The organism is Pseudomonas sp. TNT3, assembly GCF_010095445.2.
In the GTDB taxonomy this organism is placed as follows: Bacteria; Pseudomonadota; Gammaproteobacteria; order Pseudomonadales; family Pseudomonadaceae; genus Aquipseudomonas.
In genome coordinates this window covers 83,824-108,987 of the sequence record NZ_WFGV02000004.1, presented here as the reverse complement: position 1 = coordinate 108,987, position 25,164 = coordinate 83,824, and the positions used below count along the sequence as shown (strand labels likewise).

Annotated in this window: 23 protein-coding genes; 13 read left to right on the top strand and 10 right to left on the bottom strand. The window is 58.9% G+C overall.

Annotation, left to right across the window (positions count from 1 at the left end):
* Window positions 1-40: 40 nt before the first annotated feature.
* The 3 genes from GBC55_RS04260 to GBC55_RS04250 all read right to left on the bottom strand — a co-directional run bounded on the left by GBC55_RS04260 (window position 41) and on the right by GBC55_RS04250 (window position 4,150).
* Window positions 41-1,198 (bottom strand): MFS transporter, encoded by a 1,158-nt coding sequence (locus GBC55_RS04260; RefSeq protein WP_162436920.1) that lies wholly within the window; start codon window positions 1,196-1,198, stop codon window positions 41-43.
* A complete protein-coding gene (locus GBC55_RS04255; protein ID WP_162436919.1) occupies window positions 1,188-3,110 on the bottom strand; it encodes an IucA/IucC family protein in 1,923 nt (640 codons plus the stop codon). The genes GBC55_RS04260 and GBC55_RS04255 overlap by 11 nt, the downstream gene beginning before the upstream one ends.
* A 110-nt stretch (window positions 3,111-3,220) precedes the next feature.
* Window positions 3,221-4,150 (bottom strand): LysR family transcriptional regulator, encoded by a 930-nt coding sequence (locus tag GBC55_RS04250; RefSeq protein ID WP_162436918.1) that lies wholly within the window; start codon window positions 4,148-4,150, stop codon window positions 3,221-3,223.
* A 173-nt stretch (window positions 4,151-4,323) separates the two neighbouring features.
* Between GBC55_RS04250 and GBC55_RS04245 the strand changes: the two genes are divergently transcribed.
* Genes GBC55_RS04245 through GBC55_RS04230 form a run of 4 tightly spaced genes read left to right on the top strand, consistent with a single transcriptional unit; the run spans window position 4,324 to window position 8,022 of the window.
* A complete protein-coding gene (locus tag GBC55_RS04245; RefSeq protein WP_162436917.1) occupies window positions 4,324-5,610 on the top strand; it encodes an MFS transporter in 1,287 nt (428 codons plus the stop codon).
* Window positions 5,611-5,654: 44 nt separating this feature from the next.
* Window positions 5,655-6,407, top strand: a complete 753-nt coding sequence (locus GBC55_RS04240) for a 5-oxoprolinase subunit PxpA (RefSeq protein ID WP_162436916.1) — start codon at window positions 5,655-5,657, stop codon at window positions 6,405-6,407.
* Window positions 6,404-7,108 (top strand): allophanate hydrolase subunit 1, encoded by a 705-nt coding sequence (locus GBC55_RS04235; RefSeq protein WP_162436915.1) that lies wholly within the window; start codon window positions 6,404-6,406, stop codon window positions 7,106-7,108. Before GBC55_RS04240 ends, GBC55_RS04235 begins: the two co-directional genes overlap by 4 nt.
* Window positions 7,105-8,022, top strand: a complete 918-nt coding sequence (locus tag GBC55_RS04230; RefSeq protein WP_162436914.1) for a biotin-dependent carboxyltransferase family protein — start codon at window positions 7,105-7,107, stop codon at window positions 8,020-8,022. The genes GBC55_RS04235 and GBC55_RS04230 overlap by 4 nt, the downstream gene beginning before the upstream one ends.
* Before the next feature lie 34 nt (window positions 8,023-8,056).
* Here GBC55_RS04230 and GBC55_RS04225 read toward each other — a convergent pair whose 3' ends face one another.
* Complete coding sequence (locus GBC55_RS04225; protein ID WP_122837858.1) at window positions 8,057-9,235, bottom strand: VWA domain-containing protein; 1,179 nt, start codon at window positions 9,233-9,235, stop codon at window positions 8,057-8,059.
* 11 nt (window positions 9,236-9,246) lie between these two features.
* Window positions 9,247-10,092 (bottom strand): MoxR family ATPase, encoded by an 846-nt coding sequence (locus GBC55_RS04220; RefSeq protein WP_162436913.1) that lies wholly within the window; start codon window positions 10,090-10,092, stop codon window positions 9,247-9,249.
* Window positions 10,093-10,298: 206 nt separating this feature from the next.
* Here GBC55_RS04220 and GBC55_RS04215 point away from each other — a divergent pair, with 206 nt between their 5' ends.
* Window positions 10,299-10,529, top strand: coding sequence for a DUF4160 domain-containing protein (locus GBC55_RS04215; protein WP_162436912.1), 231 nt, complete (start codon window positions 10,299-10,301; stop codon window positions 10,527-10,529).
* Window positions 10,517-11,017 carry a helix-turn-helix domain-containing protein gene (locus GBC55_RS04210; protein ID WP_162436911.1) on the top strand — a complete coding sequence of 167 codons (501 nt, stop codon included), beginning with the start codon at window positions 10,517-10,519 and terminating at the stop codon, window positions 11,015-11,017. The genes GBC55_RS04215 and GBC55_RS04210 overlap by 13 nt, the downstream gene beginning before the upstream one ends.
* Here GBC55_RS04210 and GBC55_RS04205 read toward each other — a convergent pair.
* Window positions 11,014-12,090, bottom strand: a complete 1,077-nt coding sequence (locus tag GBC55_RS04205) for a DUF748 domain-containing protein (protein WP_162436910.1) — start codon at window positions 12,088-12,090, stop codon at window positions 11,014-11,016. The two genes, GBC55_RS04210 and GBC55_RS04205, sit on opposite strands and share 4 nt — an antisense overlap.
* Window positions 12,091-12,217: 127 nt before the next feature.
* Between GBC55_RS04205 and cysK the strand changes: the two genes are divergently transcribed.
* The 3 genes from cysK (at window position 12,218) to GBC55_RS04190 (ending at window position 15,783) form a co-directional block, all read left to right on the top strand.
* Window positions 12,218-13,192, top strand: a complete 975-nt coding sequence (cysK, locus tag GBC55_RS04200; protein ID WP_162436909.1) for a cysteine synthase A — start codon at window positions 12,218-12,220, stop codon at window positions 13,190-13,192.
* 243 nt (window positions 13,193-13,435) lie between these two features.
* Window positions 13,436-14,374, top strand: a complete 939-nt coding sequence (locus GBC55_RS04195; RefSeq protein WP_162436908.1) for an aspartyl/asparaginyl beta-hydroxylase domain-containing protein — start codon at window positions 13,436-13,438, stop codon at window positions 14,372-14,374.
* 545 nt (window positions 14,375-14,919) lie between these two features.
* Entirely contained in the window at window positions 14,920-15,783 is an 864-nt protein-coding gene (locus GBC55_RS04190; protein ID WP_162436907.1) for a DMT family transporter, read from the top strand.
* Between the two features lie 48 nt (window positions 15,784-15,831).
* On the opposite strand, the gene GBC55_RS04185 is transcribed toward GBC55_RS04190, so the two are convergent.
* The 4 genes from GBC55_RS04185 to GBC55_RS04170 all read right to left on the bottom strand — a co-directional run bounded on the left by GBC55_RS04185 (window position 15,832) and on the right by GBC55_RS04170 (window position 19,972).
* Complete coding sequence (locus GBC55_RS04185) at window positions 15,832-16,773, bottom strand: LysR family transcriptional regulator (RefSeq protein ID WP_162436906.1); 942 nt, start codon at window positions 16,771-16,773, stop codon at window positions 15,832-15,834.
* Window positions 16,774-16,842: 69 nt separating this feature from the next.
* Window positions 16,843-18,372, bottom strand: coding sequence for a tripartite tricarboxylate transporter permease (locus tag GBC55_RS04180; protein WP_162436905.1), 1,530 nt, complete (start codon window positions 18,370-18,372; stop codon window positions 16,843-16,845).
* Window positions 18,369-18,902: a tripartite tricarboxylate transporter TctB family protein gene (locus GBC55_RS04175; protein ID WP_162436904.1), complete on the bottom strand. Its 534-nt coding sequence runs from the start codon at window positions 18,900-18,902 to the stop codon at window positions 18,369-18,371. The genes GBC55_RS04180 and GBC55_RS04175 overlap by 4 nt, the downstream gene beginning before the upstream one ends.
* Before the next feature lie 53 nt (window positions 18,903-18,955).
* Window positions 18,956-19,972 (bottom strand): tripartite tricarboxylate transporter substrate binding protein, encoded by a 1,017-nt coding sequence (locus tag GBC55_RS04170; protein WP_162436903.1) that lies wholly within the window; start codon window positions 19,970-19,972, stop codon window positions 18,956-18,958.
* Window positions 19,973-20,349: 377 nt separating this feature from the next.
* Between GBC55_RS04170 and GBC55_RS04165 the strand changes: the two genes are divergently transcribed.
* From GBC55_RS04165 to GBC55_RS04150, 4 genes are all read left to right on the top strand, one after another.
* Window positions 20,350-21,696 carry an MFS transporter gene (locus GBC55_RS04165; protein ID WP_162436902.1) on the top strand — a complete coding sequence of 449 codons (1,347 nt, stop codon included), beginning with the start codon at window positions 20,350-20,352 and terminating at the stop codon, window positions 21,694-21,696.
* Window positions 21,689-22,645, top strand: a complete 957-nt coding sequence (locus GBC55_RS04160; RefSeq protein ID WP_162436901.1) for an amidohydrolase — start codon at window positions 21,689-21,691, stop codon at window positions 22,643-22,645. The genes GBC55_RS04165 and GBC55_RS04160 overlap by 8 nt, the downstream gene beginning before the upstream one ends.
* Window positions 22,642-23,646 carry a 4-hydroxythreonine-4-phosphate dehydrogenase PdxA gene (locus tag GBC55_RS04155; RefSeq protein ID WP_162436900.1) on the top strand — a complete coding sequence of 335 codons (1,005 nt, stop codon included), beginning with the start codon at window positions 22,642-22,644 and terminating at the stop codon, window positions 23,644-23,646. The genes GBC55_RS04160 and GBC55_RS04155 overlap by 4 nt, the downstream gene beginning before the upstream one ends.
* A 329-nt stretch (window positions 23,647-23,975) precedes the next feature.
* The gene (locus tag GBC55_RS04150; RefSeq protein WP_122476260.1) at window positions 23,976-25,151 is read left to right on the top strand and encodes an L-rhamnonate dehydratase; all 1,176 of its coding nucleotides are present in this window, start codon (window positions 23,976-23,978) and stop codon (window positions 25,149-25,151) included.
* Window positions 25,152-25,164 lie beyond the last annotated feature (13 nt).

Genomic DNA, 25,164 nt, shown 5'->3' with positions numbered 1-25,164 from the left:
AAGTGGTAGAAAGCGTTTTGATGCCGGGTGCTGAGGCGAGCTAACGAATCCAGCGAATCCCGAGAGCAGCCAGTGCGTAAGCCACCGCCACCAGCCAGAAACTGTGAGCCAGACCGATCACACCCATGCCGACGCCGCCGACAACAACGCCTAGCAAGGCACCGGCTTTTGCCGCGCTGTTGCCAAGGCCCAAGGCGAAACCGAGTTGATTTGGGGTGACGGTGCAGGCGATCAATGCATAAGCGACGGGAAGCAGGGCGCCTTGCCAGATGCCCCAGATGAGCCGACTGACGAGAAAACCCATCCATTCGTTAGCCAATGCTGTCGCGGCGAGCGTCAGGGCGCACAGCCAGGCCACACCTTCGATAACGCGCAAGGTTTGAGCCGGCGCCCAACGATCGAACAAGCGCCCCCACATCGGTGCGGACAGCGCAAGGGTCGCGGCGCTTGCCGCGTAAGTGGCCCCGATCAGCCAATTGGGTGCTTGTAAAATGTTGGCGACATACAGGGCGTAAAACGGCTGAGGAATCGTCTTCGCGGCCTGGATCAGTACGATCACCAGCAGCATTGAGACGAGCCAGCCTTTGGGCAGAGGCATTGACGCAACGGGTTTTTCACGCGCCCTGCGAGTCGTGTCGGCAGGCAGGAGAAGGCTGCCCGCGACGCAAACGAGGCACACCACTGTCGCGCCATAGCAGAGAAGGGCAAACCCCGAGACGTCCATCAACCATCCGCCTGCAATGGGGCCGATTAACGAACCGACAGCCGTCGCTGACTGCAAGCGGGCAAGGGTGTGACCGCGTCTGTACCCGTCGCAGAAAGCCAGTGCATAGGCTTGGGCGGCGGCGAGAAAACCGGCCAGCGCGCCTTGCACCACGCGTAGGCCTACCAGCCACAATGGATCGACGATAACGGCCGCCAGGCCTTGGCATAGCGCGAGTGCCAGCAGTGCGCGGATGATCATCGCCTTGTGCCCGGTACGATCTCCCAATCGGCCCCACACGGGCGTCATCACCATGGCTGCGAGCATCGGGCCGGCGTAGACCAGTGTTGATAACAACGAGGTGTAGCCGACATCCTCTGGCCCGAGTAGGTGCTGGATCTGCAAGGGCCAGAACGGGCCGCTCATTTCCATGGCGCCCATGGAAAAGAACTGGATGCTGATCAGCAGTGGCAGCGCCCGCCCGTCAGCACGCATGTGTGCTTGATCGCAATGGATTGTTCAAGCGCCCGACGATATCGGTGTGACAGTCGAGCAAACGCATGCGCATAAACGATTTGGCTGGCCAATCCTGTTCCAGCAAGGCGAGGCGCTCGGTTTCCCAACGCTGAGGTTCAATGTGCTCGCGCAAGGTATCGAAGCAATGGGTAACGTGAGTGGCCATCCGCTCCCAAAGCAGCCGTTCAGGCACGTTCCAGTGTCGGGCGCACAGCAACGCCAGCTCGCCCAGGTGGCACATGAAGGTGGTGTGCAGAAGTTTTTCGCGGACAAAGCCGGGGTCGTCGTAGAGGGTCATTTTCGGGGCATGCAACAGCAGGTCGATACCCTTTGCGTGCAGCGTCTGGCGATGGATACGAACATCGCCAAAGTCGCGCAGCAGCAGTCGGCTCAACTGTCCGTCAGCGCCCATCACCATGAAGCTGTTTTGCTGGTGCGCTTCGAACGCTATGCCGTACAGGAGGTACATACCCAGCAACCCCGGTACGGCAATCGACACGTAGTCATTGAAGAACGCAAGCATTGCCTCGCTGTCGTCACTGCCCTGAGCCAGTTGGACCCAGTCACGCAACAGCGGTCGTTCGAACTCATCGACGGCGAACAGACTACCGACCGGAACCGCCAATTCACCGGTTTGAATCAAGGTATGCGGGTTGTCGCGGTACACCACGGCCAGATGTCGGGAACGTTCGTCATCGGCTGGCTGAGGTGAGTAATGAACACCGATTCGCTCCGGGACGATGTTCAGCTTGCGGCGTATATCTGGCTCCAGATCCAGAATGTGCAGAAGCAATTGGCTGATGCGTGGGCCCATCCTGGCCGAACGCGCAGAGACGGTGCGCTGCACGCTGGTCAGGCGTAATGACACCGGTAATTTGACCATCGGCGCTGTTTGGCTCGCCTCCGGTAATACCGTGCGAAAGGACATGGTCGGGTGGGCAATGAACGCAACGATGTCGGTGATTACCAACAGGTTATCGGCGAGTGCCTCCGCGAAGGTGTGGGGCAGTTCCTCTTGCGCCTGCCAGGGATGAGCGGGCAAGGGGAGGTAGTCCTCGGACTTGAGCCCCATTTGCTCCAGATGTTGATGGAGTTGCTCGCAGGCCTGGGGGAAGTGAGCGTGCCACCACTCCCGATAATCGGGAGTACCGTCCAGTGCTTCGACATGGGCGGCCCCCCGGTGTAACGCGCAAAGGACAATCGCAACACTCGCGTCGAATTCCGGGGACAGTGCAATGACCTGCGTGGCGCTCAAGCCCAGCTTGGTTTTGTAGTTCGGATGCCAGGGATGGCCAAGCGTGCCCCATTGCTCGAGCAGTAACGTCGGAATCTCTGAAGCTAGGCCGGCTTTAAGCCAGCCCAAAAAATTGCCGTCGTGTTCGGTGTCAATTTCCTCTCTTAAACGCTCAGTCCATTTGTGGTGAAACGCCAGGCATAGGGTGTCATTGCGCAGGCTGTCCTCCAGTTCCGTGGACAGGCGTTCGAGTACGTTGGCGCAGGGGGCGGGGGAGAAGTGAATACTGAGCTGCGCGAGCAGTTCGCCGGGCGTCAGGATTTTGTGGGGCAAATGACCGGCAGGGAAAAGGGTGACACTGCCGCGCAGGTCCCAGCTGTCCATTCCTGCACCGGTCAAATGATCAAAGCAAAGGTGCGCGTCATCTCCAATGGGCAACCAGCAACGACCGACATCGTCGTAAGTGCAAATATCAGGGTTGATCAGTTTCTCTCGAAACAACGCCTGCATCAGGCGCTGAAAGCTCCGTTGAGTGGCGGGTTCCAGCGCTTTGATCAGATGAACGAGCGTAATGCGATGGCCCTGAAACGCTTCTGTTTCGAGGGCCTCACTCCAGTGCGTGAGCAATTGCTGCTGTAGTTGCGTGTAGGCGCGCATTGAGTTCGACTCCTTGTCGACAGTCGTTAGCTGAAAGCGCGCAAAGAGTATTATTTTCGAAAACAATGGTAATGAAGACGATTCCTATTATCGTGTAGGAGGCTTCCTGTTCATACGTTTGGTAACGGTTTGCTCAAGCTGACATACCCTTCACCCACCTTCTGCGCGTACTCCACCAGCACCTGCTGACACAACGCCACAATCTCCTCGACCCATTCCACGCCCACCCGCCACGACACCACCACCTGCAAGTTCGGTGGCCGTTGATCAATATTCAACAGCGTCAGTTCACCCCGCGCCAATTCCTCGGCGACCAGCACCGGCGGCAATGCACCGATACCAAAGCCATCCCGCAGCAAGCGGGTGATGGCGGACACCGAATTCACGCAGTTCAGCCGCGGTGCCATCACTCCATTCGCTTGCATCAGGCTCAAAATGTCCTGATGCGGGTGGGAGTTTTTCGAGTAGGTGATGATCCGTTCTCGCGCGAGGTCGGTGATGCCCGAATACTCCCGGTTGTAGAGGGAGTTGCTGGCCGCGATCCAGCCAATGGGATGACTGGCCAGCTCCAGGCTGCGCACGCTTTCCTGGCGCAGCAGGTCGGTTTGCAGGATCACGTCGAGAAAGCCTTTTTGCAGCTGATCGCAGAGGTTGAGCGAGGTATCGGCCACCAACTCGATTTCCACCAGCGGATAGTGGTCCGTCATCTGCGCCACCAACGGGCTGAGCCAGGTGTGAATCACCGTGTCCATCACGCCGATGCGGATCCGTCCGACTTTGCAGGAGCGGGTCTCGATCGAGTGCTTGAGCGCCTGCATGGTGTCCATCATCTGCTCGGCGTATTCGAGCACTTTCAGGCCTTCGGGCGTCAGGCTGACGCCGCGAGAATCGCGCAGAAACAGTTTCACGCCAAGCTCGGTTTCGAGCACCGCGATCCGGCTGGAAATCGATGCTTGAGTGGTGAACAGCTTGTCTGCCGTCAGGCGGAAACTCTTGAGTCGGGCAACCCAGACAAAGGTCTCAAGAAACTTCAAGTTCATGGAATCAACTCGCAGGCTTAAACCGGGGGGATAAATTTTTCTTATGCCTAAGGCGGGTTTTTATTAGTTGGACGCAGTAGGGGCGGGCGTCCAAAAATCGACGCATCCGGTTCCCACGATAGGCGTCGTCGGGGCTCAGAACAATACCAATAAAATTTGCGCGGAGATTCGCCATGAGTGCGCCCGACACGCTCGATACCCCCAAGGCCACGGCTCGCCCGGGACCCTTCGACTGGTATCACAACATCAATCAGCAGGAACGTCGCACCTTCTGGAGTTGCAAGATCGGCTATGGCCTGGACGGCATGGACACCCAGATGCTCAGCTTCGTGGTGCCCACCCTGATTGCCATGTGGGGCATTACCACCGGTGAAGCCGGGCTGATTCACACCAGTACCTTGATCGCTTCGGCCATTGGCGGCTGGGTGGCGGGGATCCTGTCCGATCGCATCGGTCGCGTTCGCACCTTGCAGCTGACGGTGCTGTGGTTCGCGTTCTTCACCTTCCTCTGCGGCTTCGCGCAAAACTACGAACAACTGCTGATCAGCCGCACGTTGATGGGCTTCGGTTTCGGCGGCGAATGGACCGCTGGCGCGGTGTTGATGGGCGAAGTGATTCGCGCCAAGGACCGCGGCAAAGCGGTGGGCATGGTGCAATCGGGATGGGCGCTGGGTTGGGGGCTGACGGCGATTCTGTATGCGCTGCTGTTCTCGGTGTTGCCGCCGGAAGATGCCTGGCGCGCGTTGTTTATCCTGGGGATTGTGCCGGCGATCTTCGTGATTTTCGTCCGGCGGCTGGTCAAGGACCCGGAAATCTACCGCGAAGCCAAGGCTAAACAGGTACCGGGCAATCAGGCGAAGTTTTACGAGATCTTCGCTCCGGGCATCCTGTTCACCACGATTCGCGCTTCGGTGCTGACCACGGGCGCACTCGGCGGTTACTACGCCATCACCTCCTGGTTGCCGACTTTTCTGAAGAATGAGCGAGGGTTGAGCGTGCTGGGTACGGGCGGTTATCTGGCGATGGTGATCGTCGGCTCCTACGTCGGCTATGTCATCAGCGCGTATTTGACTGACATCCTCGGCCGCAAGAAAAACTTCATTCTGTTTGCCGTCGGCTCTTTCACCATTGTGCTGCTCTACACCCAGTTGCCCGTCAGTAATGGCGTGATGCTCTGGCTGGGCTTCCCGCTGGGCTTTTTTGCCTCGGGGATTTTCAGCGGCATGGGGGCGTTTCTCACGGAGCTGTTTCCGACACGGATTCGCGGTTCAGGCCAGGGCTTTTGCTACAACATCGGCCGGGCGCTGGCGGCATTGTTTCCGCTGTTGATCGGCTTGCTTAGCCAGAAGGTGCCGTTGAGCGTAGGCATCGGGGCATTTGCGGCGGTGTCCTACGGGGTGGTCATACTCGCGGCATTAAGTCTGCCGGAAACACGTGGCAAGCAATTGGATGCGCAGTAATCTGCCTGCATCTGAAAAGAATAAAGCCTACAGGAGTGTTCACCGTGAGCCGCCTGCTATTGAACTGCGACATCGGCGAGAGTTTCGGCAACTGGACCATGGGTATGGACGCCGAGGTCATGCCCTTCATTGATTGCGCCAACATTGCCTGCGGCTTCCACGCCGGCGACCCGAGCATCATGCGCAAGACCGTCAGCCTCGCCGTGAGCAATGGCGTGCTGATCGGTGCGCATCCGGCTTATCAGGACCTGGTGGGATTTGGTCGGCGTTCCATGGCTTACACCGCCGAGGAACTGCAAGATATCCTGCTTTACCAGATCGGTGCACTGGATGGCATTTGTCGCGCTCAGGGCGGGCGGGTGAGCTACGTCAAACCCCACGGCGCGATGTACAACGACATGATGGCCAACCCCGCGCAATTGCGAGCGGTGCTGCAGGCGGTAGCGGCGTATGACCGGACGTTGCCGCTGATGCTGATGGCGACACGTGACAACAGCGTCGCGCAGCAGCTTGGCAATGAATACGGGATCACGCTGTGGTTCGAAGCGTTCGCCGATCGCGCCTACGACAGCGCCGGCAGGCTTGTTTCGCGTCAACAGCCAGGCGCCGTGCACCATGATCCGGAAAAAATCATCGAGCAGGCGCTGACCATTGCCCGGGGCGGCGACCTCACTGCCAGCGATGGCAGTGCCTTGCATTTGCAGGCCAACACCCTTTGCGTTCATGGCGACAACAGCAGTTCAGTCGCTGCCGTGCGACGTATCCGCGAAGCCCTCGATCAGCAGCGTGCGTCATGAAGCTGCGGGTGGAAGTGGTGGCGCTGGATTGCCTGATGGTCCGCCTGTTCGATGAGATCGCAGAGGCCAACATGCCCTGGATGCTCGCGGCCAGTGAAAGTCTGCGGACGGCGTTCGCCGGGCATCTGATCGACCTGGTGCCGTCCTACACAACCTTGATGGTGCATTACGACCTCAGCGCATTGAATCCGTCCCAGGCTCGGGAGCTGATCAGTGCCGCGTTGATCGATCTGTCACCCAACGCGCGCACCCGCGGCACCTGTCATGTATTGCCGGTCTGGTACGACCTGAGCGTCGGCCCGGAGTTGAACCTGTTATCGCAACGCAGCAGGTTGGCGGTGGCTGATGTAATCCGACGTCACAGCGAGCATGAATATCAAGTGTTCGCCCTGGGCTTCGCGCCGGGATTTGCCTTCATGGGGCTGGTCGAGGAAGTGCTGGCGGCGCCGCGTCTGGATACGCCACGCAAAAAAGTCGCGGCCGGCAGCGTGGGTATCGCCGAGCGGCAGACCGCGGCTTACCCGGTCGTATCGCCCGGTGGCTGGAACCTGATCGGCCGAACCCCGGCCAAATTGTTCGACCGTGAACGCGATGGCTACAGCCTGATGCAACCAGGCGATACGGTACGCTTCGAGGCGGTCAGTCACGCCGAGTTCCTCAACCTGGGTGGCGATGACACGCCACTGGAGGCACAGGCATGAGCCGTCTAACGATAGAAGCAAGCACACCGTTGTGCCTGTTGCAGGACGCGGGTCGGTTCGGCGTGCGGCATCTGGGTGTGACACAGGGCGGGGCGCTGGATTGGCGTTCAATGTCGTGGGCGAACTGGCTGCTGGGCAATGAGCTGGATGCCCCGGTGATTGAAATCACCCTTGGCGGGTTTACCGTGGTCGCGCAAGAGGATTGCGTGCTGGCGCTGGCGGGAGCGGACCTCGGCGCCCACGTGGATGGCGAGGCGCTGGCACCATGGCGCAGTTTCAGGCTGAACAAAGGTCAGCGCTTGCAACTGACTCAGCCGCTGCTTGGGGCTCGGGCTTACTTGGCGGCACCCGGTGGGTTTGATGCGCCGAAGGTATTGGGCAGCAGTTCAACTGTGGTTCGAGAGGCGCTGGGTGGGCCGGACGCAATGGGTCGGGCGCTGGCCAAGGACGCGCAGTTGAGTTATCGGGGGAGCTCGCTGTTGTTGCTGCGAGAGTTGCCGTCGACACATCGACCGGACTTCAACGAGAACCGGCCGTTGGACCTGGTACTGGGTGCGCAGATAGGCGCGTTCAGCGGGCAGAGTTCGTTCGACGCGTTCAACAATGCCTGGACCCTGGACAGCCGCGCCGACCGGATGGGCATTCGTTTGCTGGGAACGGCGCTGGAGTATCAGGGCAAGCCGATGATCTCCGAAGGCATCCCGCTCGGTGCCGTTCAGGTGCCGCCGGATGGTCAGCCGATTGTGCTGCTCAATGATCGGCAGACCATTGGCGGGTATCCACGACTGGGCGCGTTGACGCCGTTGGCGTTGGCGCATTTGGCTCAGTGTTTGCCGGGGGCGAAGGTGCGGTTAAGGCCGGTGGTGCAGGAAGTGGCGCATCGGGAGCAGATCGAGTATCTGAAACGGTTTTAACTGTGGCGAGGGAGCAAGCTCCCTCGCCACAATGTTATTTGGACAGGTACCGCATCCCTTCCTCCAACCCCCGCAACGTCAGCGGGTACATCTGATCATCGATCAAGTCCCTCACGATGTTGGTCGATGAGGTATAGCCCCACGTGTCTTTCGGGTAAGGATTGATCCAGATGACTTTCTTGTACTTCTCCATGAACCGCTGCATCCACACGTAACCGGCTTCTTCGTTCCAGTGTTCGACGCTGCCGCCGGCCTGAGTGATTTCATACGGCGCCATGGCGGCATCACCGATGAAGATCACTTTGTAGTCGGCACCGTACTTGTGCAGCAAGTCCTGGGTCGACGTGCGCTCGGAAGTGCGGCGCATGTTGTTCTTCCACACCGACTCATAAATGAAGTTGTGGAAGTAGAAGTACTCCAGGTGTTTGAACTCGGTCTTGCAAGCCGAGAACAACTCCTCGCAGATTTTCACATGGGCGTCCATCGAGCCGCCGATGTCAAACAGCAACAACAGCTTCACGGTGTTGCGCCGCTCCGGACGCATCTGGATGTTCAGCAGGCCCGCATCACGCGCGGTGTGGTCGATGGTGCCATCGATGTCCAGTTCCTCCGCCGCACCCTGGCGGGCGAATTTGCGCAGGCGTCGCAGCGCGACCTTGATGTTGCGCGTGCCCAGCTCGACCGAGTCATCAAGGTTTTTGTACTCGCGCTGATCCCAGACCTTGACCGCCTTGCCCTGACGTTTACCGGCATCGCCTACCCGAATGCCCTCCGGGTTGAAGCCACCGGAACCGAACGGGCTGGTACCGCCAGTGCCGATCCACTTGTTGCCACCGGCATGGCGTTCCTTCTGTTCTTCCAGGCGCTTCTTGAATTCTTCGATGAGTTTGTCCAGACCGCCCAGGGACTGGATCGCGGCCCGCTCTTCGTCGGTCAGGGAGCGCTCGAATTCCTTGCGCAACCAGTCTTCAGGAATCAACGCCTGAAGGTGGTCATCGAGCTTTTCCAGGCCATTGAAATAAGCACCGAACGCTCGGTCAAACTTGTCGAAATGCTTTTCGTCCTTCACCAGAATCGCCCGGGACAGGTAATAGAACTCGTCCATATCGGCGAAGGTCACGCGCTGTTTCAGCGCGTTGATCAGGTCCAGCAGCTCACGCACCGAGACCGGAACCTTGGCAGCACGCATTTCATTGAACAGGTTGAGCAGCATGGCGTGGGCCCTTATCGAGTGCCGCGACGGCTCATGAACGCCAGGCGCTCAAGCAATTGCACGTCCTGTTCGTTCTTCACCAAAGCGCCGGCCAGGGGCGGAATGGCCTTGGTCGGATCTCGTTCACGCAGCACCGCTTCGCCAATGTTGTCGGCCATCAGCAGCTTCAGCCAATCCACCAGTTCGGAGGTCGATGGCTTCTTTTTCAGACCCGGCACTTTGCGCACGTCGAAGAACACGTCCAGCGCTTCGCTGACCAGGTCTTTCTTGATGTCCGGGTAGTGGACGTCGACGATTTTCTGCAGCGTAGTGCGATCCGGGAAGGCGATGTAATGGAAGAAGCAACGGCGCAGGAAAGCGTCCGGCAGCTCTTTCTCGTTGTTGGAAGTAATGATGATGATCGGGCGTTTCTTGGCCTTGATGGTCTCGTCGATCTCGTAAACGTAGAACTCCATCTTGTCGAGTTCTTGCAGCAGGTCGTTCGGGAACTCGATATCGGCCTTGTCGATTTCATCGATCAGCAGGATCACCCGCTCGTCGGACTCGAACGCCTCCCACAGCTTGCCCTTTTTCAGGTAATTGCGAACGTCGTGGACCTTGTCCGTGCCCAGTTGCGAGTCGCGCAGGCGGCTGACCGCGTCATACTCGTACAGGCCCTGATGGGCCTTGGTGGTGGACTTGATGTGCCAGGTGATCAGCTTGGCGCCAAAGGATTCGGCCAGTTGCTCGGCGAGCATGGTCTTGCCGGTGCCTGGCTCGCCCTTGACCAGCAGTGGCCGCTCCAGGGTGATGGCAGCGTTGACCGCCAGCTTCAGGTCATCGGTGGCGACATAGGCCTGGGTGCCTTCGAACTTCATCGGGTAATCCTCGAACGGTGACGCCGACCTGGACGATGCAGGGCGGGGCGGGCTAATTCATTGTGATGCCCGACTATAACTCGCAGGCCAGTCGACTGTGAACGCAGACGGCTTATTCAGTCTCTGAATGGCGCGTCACTTCTTGACTTGGTTTTGTTGACTGGCCAGTATTGAGCTATCGCCATTTTGGCGATAGCTTTTTGGACATGTCTACCAAATACCGATTTCGCAATACGTATCGTATTCAACTGCGTGAGAAGGACCATCCACCGCCCCATGTGCATCTGACGGGTGGCGGGATTGACGTCATGGTCAGTCTGGAAACCGTCAAAGTGATGGCAGGCAAGGCGCCGCCTCTGATTATTAATGAAGCATTAGCGTGGGTCAGAGACCATCAAGTGCAACTGCTGGAGGATTGGAAACGATGTTACCCATGAAACGACCGCGCTTGATTTCAGTGAAGGTCTTGCCGGATCACCGCCTTCTACTGAAATTTATCGATGGTCAGCAAATGAGCCTCGACTTGAGCCACGATGTTCAGACCTATCCAGGATTGCGACCGCTGCAGGGAACTGCTTTTGAGGGTGCGATGCTGGGCGATGATGGCTGGAGCGTCGAGTGGCCTGAACCGGATATACAGATTGGCGCAGACACGTTGTATCTGGATGCGCTGGCGCAAAACGCCTCGGACGAAAATACCCGCATCTTCATCGACTGGCGTGCTCGCACCGGGCTGTCTCTCAATCAGGCGGCAGAGGCACTTGGAATCAGTGCTCGAAGTATCAGTCGCTACAGCAGCGGACGAGAGACGGTGCCACGTTCACTGGCGTTGGCCTGCCTTGGGTGGGATTTTTTGCAACAGCAATCCAGGTCAGCCCATGCGGCCGAGGACAGTGGCCGCTATACCGTCACACGCAAACCTTAACCCGCCTCCGGCTTCGGCCGCTCATACCGGGCATTGAACGCCTGGATGAATCCGTTGCGCAAAATCTGCAAAAACGCCTCAAACGCACTGATGTCCTGGCGATGCACGTTGCCGCTGAGCGGCACGCGCGTTGCGAACTGGTTCTTGACCTGGTTCTTCAGCACCGTTTCGGAGCCGCCGACAATGGCTTCCCAGATCGAGCGGAAAAGTCCTTTGTCCTTGTTCTCCACGTCCTGCTGCCAGTTGAAAACGTCGACGTCCTTTAACAACGGTTTTATATAGCCCTTGAGTTGCCCCTTGTTGGCCGTGGCTTCAATCACTACATCGCCGTGGCCGGCATTGAAGTCGAACTTGCCATAGGCCGACGCAAAGTCATTCATGCGCTTGAGTTCGATGTCCCTGGCCCGCAAGCGAAATTCAAAATCCTCAAAATTGCTTAACGGGTCGAACGTGGCGGTGGTTTCCAGCGGTGCATGCCCGAGCAACAGTGCCTTGCCTTCAAAGCGAGCGTCACGTTTGCCTTCTTTATCTACCACGTTGGTCAGGTTGTAGATGCTGGCATTCACCTGGGTCGCGTTCATGTTCACCGGCGGCTTGGAGTTGAAGTTGCGAAAACTGATCTTGCCGTCGTAGATCCGGACTTCGTCCAGGGTGATCGGCAACAGTTTGCTCAACTGAGCGCGCCAGTCGGTGCCCTGACCGGTCTGGGAGTTCTGTTTGTTGGCACCGCCGTCGACGAAGTTCACTTCGGGATTGAAGAACTGCGCCTGGGCCACCACCGCGTGGTCGGACCAGAGCGAGTGCCAGCTTACGGCCAGGTCGATCAGCGGCGCATTGACGAACGGTACAGGGACTTTGCCGTCAACCTTGACGATTTTAAGCCCGTTGATTTTGTAGGCGCCGCGCCACCACGCCAGGTCGACGTCGGTGATCTGGCCGCGGTAGTCGCCCATGTCCGCCAGCTTGTCGTTCAGGTAGTCGCGCACCAGATAGGGCAGGGCGATATGCAGCGCTATCAGCAGTACGACGAGGCCTGCGAGGGACCACAAGGGCCAACTGTAACGACGTTTCATGATGACAAATCTCCGGCGATGTAAAGCCATTGACTGTTCTTGTTACAGGACGTTCGACCTGACTGGACGACCACGAGCAACAGGCTTACCTTTGAGCGCTATTTCAACGCTGTACAAGGACCCAGCCATGAGCCGTATCTACGCTGACAACGCCCATTCCATTGGCAATACACCGCTGGTGCAGATCAACCGGATCGCTCCGCGCGGCGTGACCATCCTGGCCAAGATCGAAGGGCGCAACCCGGGTTATTCGGTTAAATGCCGGATCGGTGCCAACATGATCTGGGACGCGGAAAGCTCCGGGAAACTCAAGCCCGGCATGACCATCGTCGAACCCACCTCCGGCAATACCGGCATCGGCCTGGCCTTCGTGGCGGCCGCACGGGGTTACAAACTGATGCTCACCATGCCGGCGTCCATGAGTATCGAGCGCCGCAAGGTGCTCAAGGCTTTGGGTGCCGAGCTGGTGTTGACCGAACCGGCCAAGGGCATGAAGGGCGCCATTGAAAAGGCCGCCGAAATCGTGGCGAGCAATCCCTCCACTTACTTCATGCCGGCGCAATTCGAGAACCCGGCCAACCCGGCCATCCATGAAAAAACCACCGGGCCAGAGATCTGGAACGACACTGACGGTGCCGTCGATGTGCTGGTGGCTGGCGTTGGAACCGGTGGAACTATTACCGGCGTTTCGCGGTATATCAAGAATACCCAGGGTAAACCCATTATCTCGGTAGCCGTGGAGCCGGTCGTGTCCCCGGTGATCACGCAAGCGCTGGCGGGTGAGGAAATCAAGCCGAGCCCGCACAAGATTCAGGGCATCGGTGCTGGTTTTGTGCCAAAAAACCTGGATTTGTCGATTGTCGACAGGGTGGAGCTGGTGACGGATGACGAGTCCAAAGCCATGGCGCTGCGCCTGATGCAGGAAGAAGGGATCTTGTGCGGTATCTCCTGCGGTGCTGCCATGGCGGTGGCAGTGAGACTGGCTGAAACGCCGGAAATGCAGGGCAAGACGATCGTGGTGATTTTGCCGGACTCTGGCGAGCGCTACCTGTCGAGCATGTTGTTCAGTGATCTGTTTACCGATCAGGAAAATCAGGCATAGGAGCAAATGCCTTCGCTGGTGGAACGCGTTCTCTGTAGCAGCTGGCATTGAGGGTAGCAAGGTGCTGACTCAGGTCAGCCCCCGTTCAGTAATCCCGTGTTATGAAGTGCTTTGTTACGCAATCCTCAATACTGAATGTTGAATAAAGTGGGTTTTTCCCGAGGCCGGTAGTGATTATCATGGCCGGCTGCCACGTCGGGTAAATGGCGTAGCGCAGAGTTGCCTATTCTCAAGGAGTTGTTGATGACCTTTTCCTTTGCCGCGAAGGCGTCGCTGTTATTGTTGTTTTTGGGCAGCACCCTCTATGTGCATTTGCGCGGCAAGGCGCGATTGCCCGTCCTGCGACAGTTCGTCAACCACTCAGCGCTGTTCGCGCCCTACAACGCCTTGATGTATGTGTTCTCCGCCGTGCCGTCCAGGCCTTATCTGGACCGCAGTAAATTCCCGGAGCTGGACGTACTCAAGGACAATTGGGAAGACATCCGTGACGAAGCGATGCACCTGTTTGACGAGGGTTATATTCGCGCCGCGGAAAAGAATAACGACGCCGGTTTCGGCTCTTTCTTCAAGAAGGGCTGGAAGCGTTTCTACCTCAAGTGGTACGACAAACCACTGCCTTCTGCCCAAGCCCTCTGCCCGAAAACCGTGGCACTCGTCAGCAGTATTCCCAACGTCAAGGGCGCGATGTTCGCGTTGCTCCCTGGGGGCAGTCACCTGAACCCGCACCGTGATCCGTTCGCGGGCTCCCTGCGGTATCACCTGGGACTGTCGACGCCTAATTCCAACAGCTGCCGGATCTTCGTCGATGGTCAGGAATACGCCTGGCGCGATGGCGAAGACGTGATGTTCGATGAAACTTATGTTCACTGGGTCAAGAATGAAACCGAAAAGACTCGGGTGATCCTGTTCTGTGACATCGAGCGACCGCTCAGCAATCGGTTCATGACCCGTATCAACCGCTACATCAGTGGCTGGCTCGGCCGCGCCACGGCGCCGCAGAACCTGGATGATGAACGTGTTGGCGGGATTAATCAGGTGTACGCCTGGAGCAAGAACTCCAGCGACCGGTTCAGTGGCGTGATCAAACAGTGGAAGCGTCGTCATCCCAAGGCTTACCGAGTGCTGCGGCCAGTATTGGCGGTGGTGGTGCTGGTGGCGTTGGGGTATTGGCTGTTTGGATAAAGTCGAGCACAAAATAAAACCGCTCCCTGCGAGAAATACCATTCCCTCAGACGCGACACTTACCTGTGGCGAGGGAGCTTGCTCCCGCTGGGCTGCGCAGCAGTCCCCTGCTTTTCAGGTAAAAGAGCGGGGCCGCTTCGCGACCCAGCGGGAGCAAGCTCCCTCGCCACAATTAGCCTGTCGCGATTGAGTGAGCATTGATTGCAATCTGTGTCACCCACTGGTTATAGTCGCCGCTCGGTGTTCTCCAACCCGCCGTCCACTCATCAAATAAGATCAGTCCATGCCAGCTTCCTTCCTCAACGCGGTAGTCGATTCAGCGGTCAACGCTGGCGTCGTGCCGTGCGGGAATCAGCAGCCTGTGCAGATCAGTCATTACCCCCCACCTGTTCGTAGCACTCCGGTGTACGCAGTCGTATCACCGCCGGGCGTCGGCGTTTCGGGCTGATCAGCTTCGTCTTGCTGTTCCCCGCGCCCGCCTGAAAAAACCTACTGAACTTCAGCTCCGGCTGGATTGGCTTTTTGCCTGACTACAGGTGGTATTCATGTTTGTCCTTTCGAAAAAAACCGCGCTCGCGGCGGCGTCCACGAGCCTGTTCGTTCTGCTGTGGAGCAGCGGAGCGATCTTCTCCAAATGGGGGCTGGCCCACGCGTCACCCTTTGCCTTTCTGATCATTCGCTTCGCCATTGCCCTTTGTGGATTGGTGCTGCTGACGCCGTTGCTCAAACTGAAACTGCCCAAGGGCGGCAAGCCGATGTTGTATGCGATGGCCACGGGCGTGGTGCTGTTGGGGGCCTATCAGATTTTTTATCTGCTGGCCCTGGACCTCAAAGTCACGCCTGGCGTCATGGCGACGATCATGGGCGTGCAGCCGATCCTGACGGTGGTGATCATGGAGCGGCAGCGATCGATCAGCCGGATGTTCGGGCTGACGCTGGGGCTGGCCGGATTGATCATGGTGGTTTACCAAGGCATCGGTCTGGCCGGGATGTCGCTGGCCGGGATGGTCTTCGGCCTGTTGGCGCTGGCGAGCATGACGTTCGGTTCGATCATGCAAAAGCGCATCACTGAAAATCCCCTCGGCACGCTGCCTGTGCAATACCTCGCCGGCCTGTTGCTGTGCGGGATTTTCGTGCCGTTCCAGCCATTTCACTTCGAGCACAGCAGCGGTTTCATCGTGCCGGTGTTGTGGATGGGCTTGGTAGTTTCGGTGCTGGCGACGCTGCTGCTGTACCGCTTGATCGCTCGGGGCAATCTGGTGAATGTCACCAGTCTGTTTTACCTGGTGCCCGCGGTGACGGCGGTGATGGATTACCTGTTTTTCGGTAATCGGTTGGCGACGCTGAGCATGCTCGGCATGTTGCTCATCATCGTCGGGCTGGTGTTTGTGTTCCGCAAACCGGCATAAGAGAGCGCGAAGAAACCAGAAGGCCCGGAGTACTGCTCCGGGCCTTTTTTATTTGGTCAGCGCATGCTCGGCTCGCACCGAATTCATGAACGCCTGCATGGCCGATGATTGAATGCGATGCCGCCGGGTGATCAGCCCAAAAGGCGGCAGCCGCGCTTCGAACTTGATCGGCAACACCGCCAGCAAGTCTCGACCGGCATAATCCTCGACCACCGACACCGGCGTGACACCGAGCATGTCGGTCTGCTGAATCAACGACAGCAAGGTCATGATCGATGTGGTTTCGACAATGCTGCTCGGGATATCGACCCGCGCATTGTGGAACACCTGATTGATGATCGCGCGCATCGGGCTTGGCTGCTGCTGCAGCACCCAGGTCATGTTCTGCAATTCGGCCCAGCTCAGTTGTGTCTCTTTTGCCAACGGATTATGCGCGCCAGCGATGACGCACAACGCCTCTTCGCCGAGGCTGTCGAACAGCAATTCTTCGGCCCGGGCACCCGCCGGAATCCGCCCCAGCACGATGTCCAGTTGATCCTGCAACAACGCCTGCACCAGCACGTCGCTGGTGTCGACCTGAATGCTCATGGACAACCGGGGATGGCTTTGTTTCAAGGTCGCGATGGTTCGCGTCAACAGCCCCGAGGCGAGCGCGGGGATCGCGCCGACAGCAACCCGACCCAGGTTGCCGGACTGCAGCGCCACCAGTTCTTCGCGCATGCCGCTGAGTTCGGCGAACACCATGCGGGCGTAATAGGTGACGGTTTCCCCGAACGGGGTTGCGCGCATGCCTCGAGGCAGACGTTCGAAGAGCTCGACGCCCAGCAGGTCCTCGGCTTCATGGAGCATCTTGGTTGCGGCGGGTTGGGTCATGCCGATGTGGTCAGCGGCGCGGCGCAACGAACCGAATTCCTCCAACGCGAGCATCAGCCGCAATTGGCGCAGACGCAGTCGACTGTGGATCACATTGGCTTCTGGAATTCGGGTCATGGGCTCGACTCGCAAAAAAGACTGCGGCAAGCCTGACAACAAATGTCAGGCGTTGCCAGCATTGCTGTGTCACAGCACCGATTTTGGTTTGGCGACAGCGGGTTTGCGCAAGCCCATCAGGGTTTGCAACGCCTTGGAAATCAGTGGCCAGAACAGCATCAGCAGCGCCGCCGTCGTCAGGCAACCCACCAAGGGGTTGGACCAGAAAATCCCCAGTTGTCCGTCTGAGAACAGCATCGACTGACGGAACGCATCTTCAGCCTTGTCCCCCAGAACAGCGGCCAGTACCAGTGGCGCAATCGGGTAACCGAGCTTCTTGAACAGGTACCCCAGCGCACCGAAGCCCAGCATCAGCACCACGTCGAAGAACGAGTTGTGCACCGAGTACGCGCCAATGGTGCAGACCATGATGATGATCGGCGCAATGATGGAAAACGGGATACGCAGGATCGAAGCGAACAATGGCACCGTGGCCAACACCACGATCAGGCTCACGACGTTACCCAGGTACATGCTGGCAATCAGTCCCCAGACGAAATCGTGCTGCTCGACGAACAGCGTCGGCCCAGGGTGCAGGCCCCAGATCATCAACCCGCCAAGCATCACTGCTGCCGTGGCAGAGCCGGGAATGCCCAGGGTCAGCATCGGCAGCAGGGCACTGGTGCCCGCCGCATGGTCAGCGGTCTCCGGAGCAATCACCCCTTCAAGTTCACCCTTGCCGAAGTTGTCGCGGTTCTTCGAGAAGCGTCGCGCCAGGCTGTAGCTCATGAACGATGCCGCCGTCGGACCGCCAGGCGTAATGCCCATCCAGCAACCCACCAGCGTGCTGCGCAAAATGGTCCACCAGTAACGCGGCAACTTGGCCCAGGTGCGCAAGATCACCATCGGTGTAATGCGTGCGTGCTCGCCGCGAAACACCAGGCCTTCCTCGACGGTGCAGAGAATTTCACCGATACCGAACAGGCCGATTACCGCCACTTCGAAACTGATGCCGGTCATGAGGGCCGGTTGATCGAAAGTCAGGCGCAGGTTGCCTGACACCGTGTCCATGCCAACTGCGGCCATGGCGAAACCGATCATCATGGCGACCACGGTTTTCAGCGGCGGATTTTTGCTCATACCAATGAATGTGCAGAACGCCAACAGGTACACCGCGAAGAACTCCGGCGAACTGAAGGACATGGCGAATTCGGCAATGCGCGTCGACAAAAAGGTCAGCAGCAAAACGCCAGCCAGCGCGCCGATCAGTGCCGAGCTGAACGCTGCGGTCAGGGCTTCAGCGGCGCGACCTTCACGGGCCATCGGATAGCCGTCGAAGGTGGTCGCCACCGATGAGGGCTCACCGGGAATGTTGAACAGGATCGAGGTGATCGAGCCGCCAAACAGCGCGCCCCAATACATGCACGACAACAGGATGATCGCCGAAACCGGCGACATGGTGAACGTCAGCGGCAACAGCAGCGCCACGCCATTAGGGGCACCGAGACCGGGCAACACACCGACCAGAATGCCCAGCAGCACGCCGATCACCATCAGGCCGATATGGCCCGGGGTCAGGATCAGGTTCATGCCTTGCAACAGGGAATCGAACTCGCTCATTTGAAAGATCTCCCGACCTGGGCAATCCAGTCGCCCATCGGGCCGGCATCCAGCGGGACCTTGAACCACAGTGCGAAAATCAGATAGCTGGCAAGCACGGCACCGAGGGATACGGTGGCGATCATCAACTTGCTGTAGGGCTGGGTACGGACCTTGTCACGCCACATGAACCAGGCGATGAAACAGGCTGAGGCGACATAAATGCCCGTCAACGGCATGGCCGCCACGAACAGCGCAATCGGGATAAACACCGATATCACTTGCTTGAACGCGCTACGGCTGACGAATGAAATGCTCAGGGCTTGCCAGCGCACCAGGGTCAATACGCCGTTGCCCACACTGGCCGCGCTCAACATCAGGCCGATGTAGAAGGGAAAGTAACCCGGCTCGGGGCCGGAATCGCCCCAGCCGATACCTTGTTCGATACTGCCAAACATCACCACCGCGCCGATCAGCGTGGTGAACAATGTCAGGCCGAGTTCGACCCAGCGGGTGCCGACCAGCGCGGGTGAATCCGAAGAATGAGACATGAAAGCACCTCCAGAAGGTGACGGCCGTGCGCAGGCGGACGGCCGTGGGCAACTCAGTTTTTCAGCCAGCCGGCTTCCTTGAACACCGGGGTCACGCGAGCGGTGTCTTTTTCAATGTAGGCGGTCAGCGGCTCGCCCTCGAGGAAGGTCGGCACCAGAGCGTTCTGTTTGACGTACGCCTTGAACTCAGGCGTCTCGGTGACTTTGCGCATCAACTCGACATAGAACGCGCGCTGTTCGGCGGTGACTTCGCCAGGCATGAACACGGTGCGCGGGAAGCGGTACTGATCGACCCCCAGGCCTTCTTCATGGCACGTCGGGACATCGGCCCACGACTTGTCGCCAGCGACTTTCTCGGTGTAGGCCATGCGCTCTTTACTGAACACGCAGAGCGGCTCGACCTGATCACCACGCCATTGGCTGATGCTTTCGCTGGGATTGTTGACGTTGGCGGCGATGTGTTTGCCGGCCAGTTGAGTGGCTGCTTCACTGCCGCTTTTGAACGGGATGTACACCAGTTTGCTGTTGGTGGTCTGGTTCAGCAGGAGGGTGAGGGTCTGGTCGACATCCTTGGACTGACTGCCGCCCATGCGCAGGTTTGACGGGTCAGCCTTGACGGCTTCATAGAATCCTTTGGCGTTCTTCCAGGGCGCGCCTTTGTAACTCCAGAGGATGAAGTCGTCCTCAGCCACTGCGGCCACGGGTGTCAGTTCCTGCCATTGATAACCGAGCTTGGACACCAGGGGCAGCAAGTAGATGTTGTTGGTACCGATCACCAGTTTGTCGGGATCGCCTTTGTTCATTTTCAGGTCGAGAAAGGCTTCGGCGCCATTGCCGCCACCCTTGTTGAGGACGATGGTATTAACGTCGAGCAGTTTGTGAGTGGTGATGATCGACTGGATCAGACGGCCGAGCTGGTCGGTGCCGCCACCAGGACCGCCGGCGACGACGATTTCGACGTTCTTGTCCGGTTGCCAGGCTGCGTGAGCGAGTGCAGGAAGGGCGCCGGCGGCGACCAGTGTGCAGCCAAGAAACAGACGGGACGTACGACGGACGAATGCATTTCGCATGGAAGGGCCTCGTTTTTGTAGTTGTTATGAGTGACTTGTCTGCGCTCGAAAGCCGCAAGCCTGGTCCGAGTGTGGGAAGGTGTTTGCCTCGCGTCTAGTCAAAACAATACATACACCGATAGCCTGGGGTTATAGGTGCCAACATCAAAAATGACAGTTTTCCCCCAGCGCTTTGTGCCAGAGCGTTTTGCGATGAAAAGCTCTTCAGACGCGAGGCAGTGAAAGCCCGGTGAAAGCAGGGTATGCAATAACCCAAGGCTATCGCCTGATTTCAAGTATTGATTAGACGGTTATCACCGGGCCTTCGATAGTGCTCACCAGACGCCGTATACACGGTGTCGTTGCATCCACAAAAATAATAAACAGAGGTACGCACCATGGCTCGTCCCAGTGCTTCCCTGCATCTGCCTGGTGCAGATGTTCAGTCAGCGACAGTGACTGCGGCAACACCGCAGGCGACCATTCGCACCGCCAGCAATGTGCGCTGGAAAATCTTCGCGATTGTTTTCGCCTTGACCATGGTCAACCTGATCGACCGGGTGTCGTTGTCCATCGCGATGCCGACCATCGCCCATGAATTTTCCCTGTCACCGAGCATGCAAGGGCTGATTCTCAGCAGTTTCTTCTGGGCGTATGCCTTGCTGCAGATTCCTGGCGGCTGGCTGATCGATCGCTTCGGTCCGCACCGCGTCATCAGCTGGTCCACCGGGTTATGGGGCACCTTTCAGGTGATCGCGGCATTCGCTACGGGAGGGCTGTCATTGTTGTTCGCCCGGGTTGCCCTGGGCGCCGCAGAGGCACCGTTGTTTCCCTCCGGCGGCAAGCTCATCTCCTTGTGGCTGGCCCCGAGCGAGCGCAGCCGTGGCGCAGTGCTGATGGACAGTGGCAGTCCATTGGGTGTGGCGGTCGGCGGGTTGATCATTGCCTACCTGATCGCTTCGCTGGACTCCTGGCGCCTGGCCTTTGTGATTGCCGGCATCGCGACACTGGTGCTGGCCTGGGTGGCGCAACGTTACCTGCGCGATGACCCGGCCACGCACCCGCAGGTGAACGCCGAAGAGCTTGAGAAGATCAACGCCGGCCGCGCCACCCCAGCCGCTGAAGCCGCGCGCATTCCGGTCAAAGGCCTGGGCATTGCCGCGCGTTCCCTGAGCGGATTGCTGATCGGTCGCGCCAGCTGGGCGATGGTGTATTTCGGGCTGCTGACCTGGGGGCCAAGCTACCTGGCACAGGCCCGCGGGTTCGATATCAAAGGCATCGGCGCCGCCACCTTCGTGATCTTTGTGTGCGGCGCATTGGGTTCGTTGACCGGTGGTTTCCTCTGCGACGGCCTGATCCGCAAGGGCGTCAGCCGAGGGGTTGCGGTCAAGAGCCTGCTGGCGTTTTCCGGTCTGGTGGCCTTGGGTGCGTTCCTGTTGCTGCCGACCCTGAGTGATCCTTTTGCGGCCGTGGCGTTGTTGGCCATGACCGCGTTTTTCTTGATGTGGGGCAGCCTCTATTGGAGCTTTCCAGCGTTGCTGGCCGCGCCGGCACGGGTCGGTTTGATCGGCGGCGTGATGAACATGGCGGGCAGCACCGGCGGCATTGCGGTGCCGATTCTGGTGGGCGTGATCCTGCAGATGTCAGGCGGTTTTGCGCCGGTCCTGGGTTTCTTTGCGGTGTGCTCGGCAATCTTCGTGCTGGCTACGCTGTTCATCAGTCTTGATGAGGTGCGTCATGGGTGAGTTGTGGAATGGCCCGATCATCGATGCCCATCATCATTTCTGGGACCCTGCGATCAATGACCATCCCTGGCTCGCCCCGGAGGCCAATATTGCGTTTCGCTACGGCGACTACAGTGCAATCAAGCGTCGTTATTTTCCCGACGATTACTTTGCTGATGCCGGTCCTCATCACGTCGTGCAAACGGTGTACATCGAGACCGAGTGGAACCCGCAGGACCCGATTGGCGAAACCCGTTTCATCGAGGGCCTGGCCGCTCGTTATGGCGTCCCCAATGCGATCGTGGCGCAAGCCTGGCTCGATCATCCGGACGCCATCGCGGTCCTGACCGAACAGGCCGCATTCAAGTGCGTACGCAGCGTGCGTCACAAGCCTGGCGGACCGACGATGCCAGAGCAGGTGGGTCATGTGCGCAGCTTGATGAGTGATGAGCGCTGGCGTCGCGGTTATGCCGCGCTGGAAGGTCTGGGGCTGCATTTTGATTTGCAGTCACCCTGGTGGAACCTGCACGAGGCCGAACGCCTGGTCCGGGATTTTCCTCGCACCACGCTGATTCTCAACCACGCCGGGTTGCCCAATGACCGTAGCGCCGAAGGCTTGGCGGGGTGGCGTCTGGCGATGTCGCGACTGGCCCAGTGGCCCAACGTGCAGGTGAAGGTTTCCGGCCTCGGCCAGGCCGGCCAGCCTTGGCGCGCCAAGGACAACGCCTGGATCGTGCGCGAAGTCATTGCCATGTTCGGTACCGATCGAGTGATGTTCGCCAGCAACTTTCCGGTGGACAGCCTGTGCGGTTCGTTCGATGACATTTACAGCGGATTCAAATCCATCGTGGCTGATCTGCCGAGCGCCGATCAGCAACGACTTTTCTACAGTAACGCGCAGCGGGTTTATCGCTGCGAGCCTTGCGCCATTGAGCGGACATGGCCAGAACCCTTGAGGAGTGAAGCATGAACAAGACAACCATCGCCATGGTCCTGGGTGACCCGGCGGGCATCGGCCCGGAACTGATCGCACGCCTGCTCGCGGAGCCTGCCGTGCGCAGCCAGGCGAACGTGATTTTGATTGCTGACGAGGCGGAAATGCAGCGCGGCATGCGCATTGCCGGCGTGGAGTTTCCCTACCGTCGTGTGGCGTCGCTGGAGCAGTTGTCGTTCACCGATGACACGCCGTTGTTCTACGATTTTCGCGGCGACACCCTGGGTGAGTTTCCCCGCAGTGAAGCCAGCGTCATCGGTGGTCGCTACAGCCTCGATACCCTGGAAAAAGCGCTGCGCCTGACCGAGGCCGGGACCACCGATGCCGTGCTGTTCGGGCCACTGAACAAGACCTCGCTGCACATGGCTGGCATGGCGCATAACGACGAGTTGCACTGGTTCGCCGAGCTGCTGGATTTCCACGGGCCGTTCTGCGAATTCAATGTGCTCGATAATCTCTGGACGTCGCGGGTCACGTCCCATGTGGCCTTGTCCGAAGTCCCGGGCATGTTGACTCAAGCGCGCGTAGTGGAGGCGATCCAGCTGATCGACACCGCGCTCAAACGCAACGGCCTGGAAAAACCACGCATCGGCGTCTGCGGCTTGAACCCGCACAACGGAGACAACGGTTCGTTCGGTCGCGAGGAACTGGACATCATCGGCCCGGCGGTGCGTTCGGCGCAGGCACTTGGGATAGCGGCAGAAGGACCTTATCCGGGCGATACGATTTTCCTCAAGGTGCAGGGCGATGCCAGCGCCTTCGACGCGGTCGTGACCATGTATCACGACCAGGGCCAGATCGCGATCAAGTTGATGGGATTCTCCCGCGGCGTGACCGTGCAGGGCGGCCTGCCGATCCCGATCACCACCCCGGCCCACGGCACCGCGTTCGACATCGCCGGCCAGGGCAAGGCCAACGTCGGTGCAATCCGCCAGGCGTTCGAGATTGCCTGCCGGATGGGGACCAACAGCTACTGATTTTGCGATAACCGAACAACGCATCACTCTGTGGGAGCGGGCTTGCCCGCGATGACGGCAGTGCAGACACCTTGCTGGTGTCTGTCAGACCGCTATCGCGGGCAAGCCCGCTCCCACAGTGGTTTGTGTATGCCCGATAACCTCATCTAAATGAAAACCCGTCGTTGCGATCACCCCAGGTTATCGTCGGATACGCATAAGTGATTATCCGCCACCCCCTGGCGCTGGCTACAGTCGGTCCATCGAATGCCTGGAGCCTGCGATCCAAGCGGCTTTGCGCACACGACCCAACAATGACAAGAATCCGGCAGCGCAAGGAAACTGTATTCATGAAAATCAAAGCGATCCGTACCCGCGTTTTCGAGTGGAAAGGCAAAGTCGTTCCCCCTCAAGCGCACTTCTGCACCAATGCCAGCGACATCCTGTTCGAGCGTGGCGATGCCATGGGCTCGTTCCGTTTTCATGGTTGGCTGGTGGTGGAAGTCGAGACCGATACCGGTCTTGTCGGCATCGGTAACTGCGCCCTGGCCCCGCGTGTCGCCAAGGAAATCATCGACACTTACCTGGCCCCGATCGCCATTGGCGAGGATCCGTTCGACAACGAATACATCTGGCAGAAAATGTACCGCCAGAGCCACGCCTGGGGCCGCAAAGGCATCGGCATGGCAGCCATCTCGGCGATCGACATTGCCATCTGGGACATCATGGGCAAAGCCGTGAACAAGCCGGTGTTCAAGCTGCTCGGTGGACGCACCAAAGAAAAGATCTGGACCTACGCTTCCAAGCTCTACGCCAACGACAACCTTGACCTGTTCCTCGAAGAAGCCCAGGGCTATCTGAACCAGGGTTTCACCGCGCTGAAAATGCGTTTCGGCTACGGCCCGAAAGACGGCCCGGCGGGCATGCGCAAGAACATCGAGCAAGTCCGCGCGCTGCGTGAACTGGCCGGTCCTGACGTCGATATCATGCTCGAATGCTACATGGGCTGGACCCTGGAATACGCCCGTCGCATGTTGCCAAAGCTGGCCGAGTTTGAGCCGCGCTGGCTCGAAGAACCGGTGATCGCCGATGACATCGAAGGCTACATCGAACTGAAAAAAATGGGGATCATGCCGATCTCGGGCGGTGAGCATGAATTCACCTCCTACGGCTTCAAGGATCTGCTGGAACGCCGCGCCATCGACGTGATCCAGTACGACACCAACCGCGTCGGCGGCATCACCGCTGCGCGCAAGATCAACGCCATGGCTGAAGCCTGGTCGGTGCCGGTGATTCCTCACGCCGGGCAGATGCACAACTACCACCTGACCATGTCCACCACCGCGTCGCCGATGGCCGAGTTCTTCCCGGTATTCGACGTCGAAGTCGGCAACGAACTTTTCTACTACGTGTTCAAAGGCGAGCCGCAGCCGGTCAACGGTTACATCCAGCTCGACGACAACACGCCGGGCCTGGGCCTGGAAATTTCCGATGAATACTTGAGCGACTTCAACATCATCGAATGACCCCAATCCCTGA